The 12,060-nt window shown below is 31.4% G+C and carries 13 protein-coding genes; 10 read left to right on the forward strand and 3 right to left on the reverse strand.

Translation table 11 applies throughout. From position 1 onward, the window contains the following. Nucleotides 1-42: 42 nt before the first annotated feature. Nucleotides 43-1,260, forward strand: a complete 1,218-nt coding sequence (locus AANAER_RS14160) for an IS256 family transposase (protein WP_129083082.1) — start codon at nucleotides 43-45, stop codon at nucleotides 1,258-1,260. A gap of 56 nt (nucleotides 1,261-1,316) precedes the next feature. Here AANAER_RS14160 and nfo read toward each other — a convergent pair whose 3' ends face one another. Further along, entirely contained in the window at nucleotides 1,317-2,162 is an 846-nt protein-coding gene (gene nfo, locus AANAER_RS14165; protein WP_129083035.1) for a deoxyribonuclease IV, read from the reverse strand. A 198-nt stretch (nucleotides 2,163-2,360) separates the two neighbouring features. Here nfo and AANAER_RS14170 point away from each other — a divergent pair, with 198 nt between their 5' ends. After that, nucleotides 2,361-3,566 carry an NAD(P)/FAD-dependent oxidoreductase gene (locus AANAER_RS14170; protein WP_129083034.1) on the forward strand — a complete coding sequence of 402 codons (1,206 nt, stop codon included), beginning with the start codon at nucleotides 2,361-2,363 and terminating at the stop codon, nucleotides 3,564-3,566. Here the strand turns inward: AANAER_RS14170 and AANAER_RS14175 are convergent. Further along, nucleotides 3,563-3,913, reverse strand: coding sequence for a hypothetical protein (locus AANAER_RS14175; RefSeq protein ID WP_228711185.1), 351 nt, complete (start codon nucleotides 3,911-3,913; stop codon nucleotides 3,563-3,565). The genes AANAER_RS14170 and AANAER_RS14175 overlap by 4 nt on opposite strands. Nucleotides 3,914-4,018: 105 nt before the next feature. Between AANAER_RS14175 and AANAER_RS14180 the strand changes: the two genes are divergently transcribed. From AANAER_RS14180 to mmuM, 8 genes are all read left to right on the forward strand, one after another. Continuing rightward, nucleotides 4,019-5,092: an epoxyqueuosine reductase QueH gene (locus AANAER_RS14180; RefSeq protein ID WP_129083033.1), complete on the forward strand. Its 1,074-nt coding sequence runs from the start codon at nucleotides 4,019-4,021 to the stop codon at nucleotides 5,090-5,092. After that, nucleotides 5,089-6,132: a lipid-A-disaccharide synthase gene (gene lpxB, locus AANAER_RS14185; RefSeq protein ID WP_129083032.1), complete on the forward strand. Its 1,044-nt coding sequence runs from the start codon at nucleotides 5,089-5,091 to the stop codon at nucleotides 6,130-6,132. Before AANAER_RS14180 ends, lpxB begins: the two co-directional genes overlap by 4 nt. 68 nt (nucleotides 6,133-6,200) lie before the next feature. Next, entirely contained in the window at nucleotides 6,201-6,644 is a 444-nt protein-coding gene (fabZ, locus tag AANAER_RS14190) for a 3-hydroxyacyl-ACP dehydratase FabZ (RefSeq protein ID WP_129083031.1), read from the forward strand. A gap of 12 nt (nucleotides 6,645-6,656) precedes the next feature. Next, nucleotides 6,657-7,439, forward strand: coding sequence for an acyl-ACP--UDP-N-acetylglucosamine O-acyltransferase (lpxA, locus tag AANAER_RS14195; protein ID WP_129083030.1), 783 nt, complete (start codon nucleotides 6,657-6,659; stop codon nucleotides 7,437-7,439). Between the two features lie 14 nt (nucleotides 7,440-7,453). Continuing rightward, nucleotides 7,454-8,674, forward strand: a complete 1,221-nt coding sequence (gene clpX / locus AANAER_RS14200; RefSeq protein WP_044419352.1) for an ATP-dependent protease ATP-binding subunit ClpX — start codon at nucleotides 7,454-7,456, stop codon at nucleotides 8,672-8,674. A gap of 13 nt (nucleotides 8,675-8,687) precedes the next feature. Further along, nucleotides 8,688-9,719 carry a rod shape-determining protein gene (locus tag AANAER_RS14205; RefSeq protein WP_044419351.1) on the forward strand — a complete coding sequence of 344 codons (1,032 nt, stop codon included), beginning with the start codon at nucleotides 8,688-8,690 and terminating at the stop codon, nucleotides 9,717-9,719. Continuing rightward, nucleotides 9,712-10,497 (forward strand): rod shape-determining protein MreC, encoded by a 786-nt coding sequence (gene mreC, locus AANAER_RS14210; RefSeq protein ID WP_129083029.1) that lies wholly within the window; start codon nucleotides 9,712-9,714, stop codon nucleotides 10,495-10,497. The genes AANAER_RS14205 and mreC overlap by 8 nt, the downstream gene beginning before the upstream one ends. Further along, nucleotides 10,494-11,432, forward strand: a complete 939-nt coding sequence (mmuM, locus tag AANAER_RS14215) for a homocysteine S-methyltransferase (protein WP_129083028.1) — start codon at nucleotides 10,494-10,496, stop codon at nucleotides 11,430-11,432. Before mreC ends, mmuM begins: the two co-directional genes overlap by 4 nt. Here mmuM and AANAER_RS14220 read toward each other — a convergent pair. Further along, nucleotides 11,429-12,046: a riboflavin synthase gene (locus AANAER_RS14220; protein WP_129083027.1), complete on the reverse strand. Its 618-nt coding sequence runs from the start codon at nucleotides 12,044-12,046 to the stop codon at nucleotides 11,429-11,431. The genes mmuM and AANAER_RS14220 overlap by 4 nt on opposite strands. Between the last annotated feature and the right edge of the window lie 14 nt (nucleotides 12,047-12,060).

The raw sequence follows: 12,060 nt of genomic DNA on the forward strand, positions 1-12,060 counted from the left end.
AAATTCTGTGTCAATCTGATAAAATAATATCAAGGATTGACAATGAAAAAAGAAACAGAGTTTGATTTTAATGAAGCAGTTCAACAACTTTTAGCTGGTAAAAAAATAAGTGGGAAAGATGGTGTACTTGCTCCCTTAGTAAAACAATTAGTGGAAGCTGCATTAGAAGCAGAAGTAGAATCTCATATAAAAGATGATGTATTATCAGGAAATAAGAATAGGAAAAATGGTAAAACATCTAAAACAATAAAATCAACAGATGGAACATTTGAACTAAATACACCAAGAGATAGAGCAGGATCTTTTGAACCACAACTAGTAAAGAAAAATCAAACAACAATTTCAAATGAAATAGAAGAAAGAATAATTTCAATGTATGGCTTAGGATTAAGCTATAGAGATATAATTAAACATATTGAAGAGATATATAGAGTAGAATTATCAACTGCAACAATAAGTGCAATTACGGATAAGATTATTGATAAAGTAAAAGCATGGCAAAGTAGACCATTAGAAACAATTTATCCTTTTGTATGGTTAGATGCAATCCATTATAAAATCAAGGATGGTGGTAAATATGTGTCAAAAGCAGTTTATACTGTTTTAGGACTTCGTTTAGATGGTAAAAAAGAGATACTTGGACTTTATCTAAGTGAGAGTGAAGGTGCAAACTTCTGGCTTAGTGTTTTAAGTGATTTAAACAACAGAGGATTGCAAGATATACTTATTGCAAGTGTAGATGGTTTAAAAGGCTTCCCTGAAGCAATAAAAACAATATTTCCAAAAACAGAAGTACAACTATGTATTATTCATCAAATTAGAAATTCAATGAAATATGTTGCTTCTAAAAACCATAAAGAATTTATGAAAGATTTAAAACCTGTTTATCAAGCAGTATCAAAAGAGATAGCAGAAGACGAACTTCTAAAACTTGATGAGAAATGGGGTAAAAAATATCCTATTGTACTTCAATCTTGGCATAATAAATGGGAAAATCTATCTGTTTATTTTAAGTATCCACCTGAAATTAGAAAAGTGATTTATACGACCAATATTATTGAGTCTGTTCATAGACAATTTAGGAAACTAACAAAAACAAAAGGAGCATTTCCAAATGAAAATTCTTTATTAAAATTATTATATATGGGGATACAAAATGCAAGTGAAAAATGGACAATGCCAGTTAGAAACTGGAATCTAACTCTCTCTCAGTTAGCAATATTTTTCGAGGGAAGGTTAGATGATTTTTTAGAGGTGTAACTTTAGTTACAATTAGTTACTTGACACAGATTTTTAAACAGTCTCTTTTAAACTAATTATTTTTCTACCAAATCATATAAGCCTTTAATTTCTTGTGCCCAAATTGTTTCATCAATAGTTTCTAAAATCAAAGGAATATCATCCATTCTTTCATCATTCATTATAAATTTAAAAGCATCCCAGCCTATTTTCCCTTTTCCTAAAGAGTCGTGTCTATCAACTTTACTTCCTAATTCAGGTTTTGAGTCATTTAAGTGCATTCCCATTAAATACTCTCTTCCTACTATTTCATCAAACTCTTTCCAAGTTTTATCGTAAGCTTCACGTGTTCTTATATCATATCCGGCTGTAAACATATGACAGGTATCTATACAAACGCCTACTCTGCTTTTATCTTCTATTTTATCTATAAGATAAGCTAAATGTTCAAATTTATATCCAAGGTTACTTCCCTGTCCTGCGGTATTTTCTATCACAAGTTTTACATCCTTTGTGGCGTCAATCGCCTGATTCATTGATAAAGCAATTCTGTCAAGGCACTGCTCTTCGCTTATTTTTCTTAAATGACTTCCTGGATGGAAGTTTAATCTATCTAATTTTAAAATTTCACAACGTTGTAATTCATGGATAAAGCCATCTAAAGATTTTTCTCTTTTCTCCTCTTCGGGATGTCCTAAATTTATCAGATAACTATCATGTGGCAAAATATGTTTAGCTTGAATTTTACTTTTTTCCAGTTCTTCAAACCATTTGTCTATAGTTTTACTGTCTAACTCTTTTGCTTTCCATTGTCTTTGATTTTTCGTAAACAAAGCAAAAGCTTTTGCTCCTATTGCTACAGCATTTATCGGGGCATTATAAACTCCACCGCTTGCGCTTACATGTGCTCCTACATATTTCATTATTTCTTTTCCTCATTTTTTTCGCTATTTTACTAAAAAAGTCTGTAGTTAATTTTAAACTTCCGTTAATGTGTTATTTATCTACACAAAATTTCTAAATGTGAAACAATTATACAATTTTGTCATTCACTATTTGGCAAAGGTATGTTATATGTAAATAAAAACTAATAAATTATAGATATGTAGAAGGATGTTACGATGGAAAAAGTCGTTATTATTGGTGGGGGCTATGCAGGTCTCTATGCTTTAAGAGAATTAGTTAAAAATAAAAACATAAAAATTACGTTAATAGATAAACACACTTTTCACAATTTACAACCCGAAGTTTATGATTTAATTGCAAACAAATCTACAATCGCTGATGTTACAGTCGATTTAACCACGCTTTGTTTGGGATTAAACCATCCATACTTAGAGTATAAGAATTTAAAAGTTCGGAAAATCGACCAACAAGAGAAAAAAATATACACAGAAGAGAAAGAGATAGTTGATTTTGATTATTTGATTCTAGCAGCAGGTACGAGAACATATTTCCCTTCTGCCATTGCGGGGCTTAATAATGCAGATGATATCAAAAAACTTCATAGAGCTATGTATTTTAAACAGAGTTTTGAAAATGAACTTTTCAAAAAAATAAAAGACGAAGCTAAGCAGTGTGAAGATACTCATATAGTAGTTGTAGGTGCAGGTCTTTCGGGAGTTGAAATTGCAGCAGAGATGGCATACAATTCAAGAAAATTTTTCAAAAGAGGCAATTTTAGCTGCGATAATATGAAAATTTCGATTATTAGCAGTCCCGATACTATTTTACCCGGATTATCTCCTGAGTTAATCAGAATTTCAAATAACAGATTAAAAGAGCTTGGAATTAACGTAATCACAAATACAAAACTTCAAAAATGCGAAGAGGGTTTTGCTTATCTTACAAACGGAACAAAAATAAAATACTCTTTTTTAATTTTTACAGGTGGAGTAGAAGCTTCAAAAATAACAGAAGAGCTTAATGTAGAAAAAAACAATAAAGGTCAGATTGTAGTAAACGAGTTTATGCAAACGGACAAATATGAAAATATTTTTGCTATAGGAGATATGGCAGAGATAAGAAACAGTGCAGGAGAAATTATGCCTCCTAATGTAACAATTGCAAGAATCAGCGGAACAAATGCAGGTAAAAATATTTTGAATCTTATCAAAAATAAAAAACTTATAACTTGCAAACCGAAACTTGAAGGGGTACTTATAGCTCTTGGAGGTAAATATGCAGCAGGAAATATATATAATTTATTTCATGTAAAAGGAAGATTGGCTTATGAAATTAAAAAATATGTATTTAAATCATATAGAGCGCCTCTTCTTAAACTTATTAAAGCAGGATATGCAAAACTAAAACAAAGAAAAATCTAGTCTCTTATAATTTTAATTAAGATTCTATTTTTTTCATCCCTAAAAAGAGTCTTCTTTTCTCTTTTTTCAAAAAGTTCTTTTATAAAAGTATCTTTATACTCACTACTTAAGAACTCTTTATTAAAAGAGCTGAAAGTCTGGCATTCAAAAGTATCTCTGCAAATTCTGTCTTTATACATTTTTAGTCTTAAAATTGTTGTTCCCGCACTTAAAATCTCTACTTGGGTATAGTTATTGTATATAGAGATAAAACCCCTGTCATAATATTTTAGATTTGGAGTTTTTATCAAAATAGTTGCACTGGATACAACTTTGGGTTGATTAAAAGAGCAAGCAGAAAAAGACAATAAAATAGTTATAAAAAAGAGTAATTTTTTTATCTCTTATCCTTTGTTTTAAAAAATTTCACTATAATACTGAAAAACGATAAAATATATAATTAAAGGTTATAATTGTTAGTTCATATCTGTTGCGCGGTAGATTCTCACTATTTTTTAATGAGGATTCAAGAAGAGTTTCCTAATGAAGAGATTGTAGGTTTCTTTTATGATCCCAATATTCATCCTTATAATGAATATAGACTAAGATACCATGATGTCGAATATTCATGTAAAAAACTTGGAATCAAATTATTAGAAGGTCCTTATAATCTTGAAGAGTGGCTAAAAAAAGTAAAAGGTTTGGAAAATGAACCTGAAAAAGGTGACAGATGTACGGTCTGTTTTGATGACAGATTAGAAACAAGTGTGAAAAAAGCAGTAGAGCTTGGTCATGACAAATTTACGTCAACACTATTAATCTCACCGAAAAAATCTCAGGATAAGTTAGAAAGAATAGGAAAAGAGTTAGAACAGAAATATAACTGTCAATTTATTTTTAGAGATTATAGAAGCGCAAACGGAACTCAAAAACAAGGAGAACTTGTAAAAGAGAACTCTTTATATAGACAAAATTATTGTGGTTGTCTTTTTGGATTAACTGCACAAAGGGAGCAACAAAAAAAGATTATGGATGAGATGTTTTCACCTATTTCAAATCAGATTCTGCCCGAATCAATAGAGAGTCGTTTGGAACTCTATAAAAAAAGAGATGAGTTAGAAGAAAAAGGTATACCTTTTAAAATCATAAAACAGAGATTTTTAAATTATAGACTTTTAAGCGGTACGACAAAAATCGATAAAAAAATCGTTCCTTCATATTTTTTATGTTATTCGACTTTGGCAAAAAAAAGAATGAACGGTAGAATAGTTTATGAAAAAGATGAAATTCACTATTTAAACAGAGATGAAGTAAAAATACTAAGTCTTAGCATTTTTAACGAGATAGGAAACAGCTCATACAAATGCGTGAAAGATTTAATCTTTCATCCGCCTACATTTGAATCTGAATTAAATATCAGAGACAATATTACAAAAAACCCTTACGGTCTTTCTACAATAGTCGTTGTAGACGAAGTAATAGACGGGAAATACGAAATAGAACTGGATTCTACCGTTTATGAGGATGTAAAAGAGGTTATTGTATGAAGCTTTTAGTCTGTGCTATGGAGACTTCATCTAATATACATCTAAAAGAGCTTATTAAACATTTAAATAAAGATATCCAATTAGTAGGTGTTTTTGACAAAGAATTGGGAACTCCTGCTTATGATCTTACGAAACTTGCGATTATGGGTTTTGTAGATGCACTAAAAAAACTGAGATTTTTCTTTCAATTAAGAGATGAGATGGTTAAACTTGCAAAAGAGTGCGACAAAGTTTTACTTATGGACAGTTCAGGTTTTAATCTTCCTTTGGCAAAAAAAATAAAAGAGACTTACCCTGAAAAAGAGATTATTTATTATATTTTACCCCAAGCTTGGGCATGGAAGAAAAAAAGAGTTTTAAAGTTGGAAAAGTATTGTGATAAGCTTTGTTCAATTTTGCCTTTTGAGAGTGAAATTTATAATGACAAAAATAAAATAACTTATGTAGGACATCCTTTATTAGATGAGATAAAAGAGTATAAAACAACTCTTGAAAAAAGCGACAAAATCGTTTATATGCCAGGAAGCAGAAAAACCGAAATAATAAACCATATGCCTGTTTTCAGGGAACTTAGCAAAAAAATCACTGATAAAAAACATATTCTTGTAGTTCCTTCAAAGTTTGAAGAAGAGTATATAAAAAAAATATACGGAGATATCTCTAACTTTGAAATTTCAAAAGATGCCCACAAAAGTTTAAAAGAGGCAGAATTCGGTTTTATCTGCTCAGGAACTGCCACTTTGGAAGCTGCAATTATAGGAACTCCTTTTGTATTAAGTTATATAGCAAAAAAACTTGATTATTTTATAGGAAGAAAATTTGTAAAATTGCCTTATATCGGATTAGCAAATATTTTCTTTGAAAAAATGGGTAAAAAAGCTATTCACAAAGAGTTTTTACAAGAAGATGTAACTGTAGAAAATCTTTTAACTGAGTATAATAATATGAACAGAGAAAACTATCTAAAAAATTCACAAATACTAAGAGAGTATTTAAAAAACGGCAGTTCCGAAAATGTAGCGGAAATAATCCAAAACTAATAAATTTTTAGATAAAATGTATGATTTTTAAAATATATAGAAGAATATAAAGATATAGGATACAAAGAATGTTAGATATAACGGAAATTCAAGAAATTTTACCCCATAGATACCCTTTCCTTTTGGTAGATAGAGTTACTGAAATGGAAAAAGGCAAAAATATTATCGGGTATAAAAATATTTCTATTAGTGAACCTGCATTTATGGGTCACTTTCCAGGTCATCCAATATATCCGGGAGTATTAATTTTAGAAGGTATGGCTCAAGCAGGAGGAGTATTAGCATTAAAAAGCAATGACCTTACAAATGAAGAGTTAAAACATAAAGTAATCTATTTTATGAGTATTGATAAAGCAAAATTTAGAAACCCCGTAAAACCAGGTGACAAATTAGAATATAGAATTGATGTAAAAAAATTAAGAGGAACACTTATTGTACTTGACGGTAAAGCTTACGTAGATGATTCATTAGTCGCAGAAGCAGAACTTAAAGCTATGATTGTTGATAAATAATATAGGTAAAAAATGAATAATATTCACAAAACAGCAATAATAGAAGATGGTGCAAAGCTAGGTGATAATATAACAATTGGTGCCTATACGGTAATAGGTAAAAACGTAAAGATAGGTAACGGTACGACAATCGGTTCTCATACTTTGATTGAAGGGAAAACAACTATCGGAGAAAAAAATGAAATTTTCTCACATGCTACAATAGGAAGTATCCCACAAGATTTAAAATTCAGTGGAGAAGATGTTGAACTGATTATAGGAAACAGCAATAAAATAAGAGAGTATACGCTTTTTAATCCAGGAACAAAAGGTGGCGGAAGTATCACTAAAATAGGAGACAACAACCTTTTTATGGGATATACCCATGTTGCCCATGACGTAATGGTAGGAAACAACTGTATATTTGCAAACGTTGCAACACTTGCAGGTCATGTGGAAATAGCAGATAATGTTGTAGTAGGCGGATTAACCCCTATACACCAATTTTGCAAAGTTGGTTCAAATGTTATGATTGCAGGAGGTTCCGTATTAACTCAGGATATTCCTCCTTTCTGCCTTGCAGAAGGTAACAGAGCAGTTTTAAGAGGACTAAACTTAACAGGACTTAGAAGAAGATTTAAAAACAGAGAAGATATAGATGAAATAAAAAGAGCTTATAAAGCAATTTTTGAATCCGGAAATGCAATAGCAGACGTAGCAAAAGAACTACTTGAGACAAACAACAATAAGTATGTTCATGAACTTGCAGATTTTGTTATTTCAACAAAAAGAGGAATACCTTTTAACAGAAAATAGGAGAATATATTTTTATGAGTCGACTTGAATGTGATTTTTGTGGAGCGCCAGACACTCCTGAGAACCCGATAATATCCGGGGACAATGCTTGTATTTGCAAAGCTTGCGTAAATGCTGCCCATGAGATAATGAGTGGAGCAAAAGAAGAGCAAGATAAAGAAGAAAACCAAGAAGTAAAAAAAGAGAAACCCTCTTTTGAGCTGAAAACTCCGGCTCAATTAAAAGAGATTTTAGATGATTACGTAATAGGACAAAACAGAGCTAAGAAAGTTCTTTCAGTTGCGGTTTATAACCATTATAAAAGAATTTTTAGAAAAGACGAATTAGAAGATGATATTGAAATTAACAAATCAAACGTACTTCTAATAGGACCTACAGGTTCAGGGAAAACTCTTTTAGCTCAAACAATTGCAAAATATCTTGATGTACCTTTAGCAATTGCCGATGCGACTTCACTTACTGAAGCAGGTTATGTGGGAGATGATGTAGAGAATGTAGTAACAAGACTTCTTCAAGCTGCAAACGGTGATGTGGAAAAAGCTCAATCGGGAATTATCTTTATCGATGAAGTAGATAAAGTAGCAAGAATGAGCGAAAACAGATCTATCACAAGAGATGTTTCAGGAGAAGGAGTACAACAAGCCTTGCTTAAAATTGTTGAAGGTTCTGTTGTAAACGTTCCTCCAAAAGGGGGAAGAAAACATCCGGGACAAGATGCGATTCAAGTAGATACTACAAATATTTTATTTATCTGCGGTGGAGCTTTTGACGGACTAGAAGAGATAATAAAAAAGAAAAAAGGCGGAAACGTTTTAGGTTTCAATCAAGAGAAAAAAAGTAAAAATGATGAGACCTTAATTTCTGACGTAGATGCACATGACTTAGTTAAATATGGACTTATTCCCGAACTTATAGGAAGACTTCATATGATAGCTACTTTAAATGAAATTAGTGAAGATGATATGGTTCATATACTAACTGAACCTAAAAATGCTCTTGTAAAACAGTATATTCAACTTTTCAAACTTGACGGTGTGGAATTAGAGTTTGAAAAAGCTGCTTTAAAAGAGATTGCAAAACTTGCTATTGAGAGAAAAACAGGAGCAAGAGGATTAAGATCGATTTTAGAAGATATTATGTTAGATATTATGTACGATTTACCTAAGTTCAAGAATAAAAAAGTGATTATTACAAAAGAAGTTGTAACTAAAGAGAAAGAGCCAAAAATAGCTTAAAGAAGGGATATAAATGTTATTAGACAAGTTAATTGGAATGTTTTCAAATGATATGGCAATAGACCTGGGAACTGCAAATACTGTTGTCTCAACAAGAGGGAAAGGGATTATTATAAATGAACCTTCTGTTGTGGCAGTACAAAACGATAGATATGGAAAAGATAAAATATTGGCTGTGGGACAAGAAGCCAAACAAATGATTGGTAAAACTCCGCTAAATATTACGGCTGTAAGACCGATGAAAGACGGAGTTATAGCAGACTTTGAAATGACAGAGAGAATGATTCGATATTTTATTGAAAAAGCTCACTCTAGAAAATCTTTTATAAGACCGAGAATCATCATCTGTATTCCTTACGGAATTACACAAGTTGAGAAAAAAGCGGTAAAAGAGTCGGCTCTAAGTGCAGGAGCTAGAGAAGTATTTCTTGTAGAAGAACCTATGGCTGCGGCAATCGGAGCAGGTATTCCTGTTTCAGATCCGTCAGGATATGTTGTTGTTGATATAGGTGGAGGTACTACAGAAATCGGAGTTACCTCTTTGGGAGGACTTGTTTTATGTCGATCAATAAAAGTTGCGGGTGATAGATTCGATAAAGCTATTATGGAATATGTAAGACAAAACTATAATCTTTATATCGGTGAAAGAACTGCAGAAAATATCAAAATAGAGATTGGTTCTGCAATTAAACAAGAACAAGAACTTAAAATCAAAGTAAAAGGTAGAGACAACTCAGGTCTTCTTTCAACTATCGAATTAGGTAGTGAAGGTGTTAGAACTGCTATAAAAGAGCCTTTAAGAGAGATTGTATCTGCCGTAAGAGCGGTACTTGAAGAGATGCCGCCTGATTTGGCAAGTGATATTGTAGATAACGGTGTAATTTTAACAGGTGGAGGAGCTTTAATCAGAGGTTTAGACAAATATTTAGCAGATATTATCAAACTTCCCGTAAGTGTTGCCGATGAACCTTTATTAGCAGTTGCTTACGGTACAAGCAATGTATTAGATCAGGATGCATTATTAAAATTAATTTCTAATGAATAAATTTATATTCTTCATTCTTTTCTTGGCAATCTCTCTTGGATACCTCTTTGAGGTAGATGAGATGATTGCAAGAACTTTCAATCCTTTTGACAAAATCAAAAAAACATATATAAATATAATTGTTTCTCTGCAAGAGACTACTGAAAAATATTTTAAACAAGTTACGACAATACAAGAGTTACAAGAAGAGAATAAAGAGTTAAGACCGTATAAAATTCTTTATGAATCAACAAGTAATGAACTTGATTCAATTCTAAAAACAGTAAATAATCCAAACTCTACGACAGACCAAGTAAAATTTGTAAAGGTTTTATCATATATTGATTTTGATAATTTTACAAAAGTTTGGCTAGATATGAAAAAAGAGGACGACTCTATTTTAGGTCTTATTTCACAAGGATACGCGGCGGGTATCGTAGTAAATCAAAAAGGAAGAGCAAAAGCACTTTTAAACGGAAATGAAAAGTGCAATTATGCAATTTTTATAGGAGATAAAAAGGCTCCCGGAATAATTCATCCCTCAAAAAACGGACATAAACTAATAGCAAAATATGTTCCAATTTGGTTTGATATAAAAAAAGGGGATGAAGTAATAACTTCAGGTATGGATAATATATTTTTTGAAGGTTTAAAAGTAGGGAAAGTCGAATCAATCAAAAAAATCCAAGATATTCAAGAAGCTACAATTATTCCTTATGCAAATGTATTAAAACAGAAATCTTTTTTTGTATATAAACAAGTAAAAGAGCCTAAAGAAGAAAAAAGCCCTAAAAAATGAATAAATTAGAAGAGCTTCTAAAAGAACAAGCTGTTTTAATCGTAGACGGGGCACTTGGAACAAGACTTCAAACAAAAGGCTTAAATATAAATGATTCTCTCTGGTCTGCAAAACTTTTAGATGAAAACCCAAATGCAATAAAAGCCGTACATAAAGAGTATTTAGACTCAGGAGCAGATTTAATAATAACTTCAAGCTATCAAGCAAGCATAGAAGGTTTTGAGAAAAAAGGCTTTAGCAGACAAAAAGCCAAAGAACTTATCTGTCTCTCTATAGAACTTGCAAGAAAGGCAAGAGATGAATTTTGGGAAGAAAAGAAAAATAAAAAAAAGAGAATAAAACCTTTAGTTGCAGCTTCAATCGGTCCTTACGGTGCTTTTTTAGCAAATGGAGCCGAATATACGGGAAAATATAATATCTCAAAAGAACAATTAAAAAATTTTCATAAAAGAAGAGTTGAAATAATAGCTTCAACAAATCCCGATATTTTTGCAATAGAGACAATCCCATCTTTTGAAGAAGCAAAAATATTAGCCGAAATTTTAAAAGAGTATAAAAATATCCCTTCATGGATCTGTTTTAGTGCAAAAGATAATCTTCATATAAATGACGGAACAAAAATAAAAGAGTGTGCAAAATATTTAGATACAAAAGAGCAAATAAGTGCAATAGGAATAAACTGTACTTCACCTAAATATATCTCTTCTTTGATCAAAGAGATAAAAAGCGTAAGCAATAAACCTATAGTAGTCTATCCAAACGGCGGTTTTAAATATAATCCTCTAACAAAAAATTGGGAAGATGCAAAAACAGATGAAAAAGAGTTTGCAAAAATGGCACATCTTTGGAAAACGCAAGGTGCAAAACTTATAGGCGGCTGCTGTCAAACCGAACCAAAAGAGATAGAAGAGCTTAGAAGAGTTTTATTATCTTAATATGTAGCCATTATCCTGTCAACTTTATCCCAAGTTAAGTCCTCTTTTGAATCTGAGGGTTTAAACATATTATAAATATATCTTGCAAACATATCAGTCTCCAAATTTACTTTTGAACCTATTTTATAGCTTTCAAAAAGCGTATTTTTTATAGTATGGGGAATAATTGTTAATCTAAAAGCATCTTTTAAAACCTCATTTACAGTCAAAGAGACACCGTCTATTGTTATACTTCCTTTGGGAATAATATATTTTGAATATTCACTTGGAAGAGAAATTATAAAATCTGTTGAATTTCCGTTTTTATTTATACTCTTAATCGTACCTAAACAATCCACATGACCTTGGACGATATGACCTTCAAATCTATCACCCATCATCATAGCAGGTTCAATATGAACTCTGTTTCTGTAGTTTTCCATTGCTAAAATACTTTGTGTCTCAGGAGATAACTCAACAGCAAAAGTATCGCTTGAAACTCTAACAACCGTAAGACATGCTCCGTTTACTGCAATAGAATCACCAATCTTTGCTTTATATTTTGCTTTTAGTGTTAAAAAACTGTTTTTTAAGCTGATAACCTCAGCCATTTCACGAATTAAACCTGTAAACAAAAAAAATCCTTCAA

Source organism: Halarcobacter anaerophilus (assembly GCF_006459125.1).
Classification (GTDB): domain Bacteria; phylum Campylobacterota; class Campylobacteria; order Campylobacterales; family Arcobacteraceae; genus Halarcobacter; species Halarcobacter anaerophilus.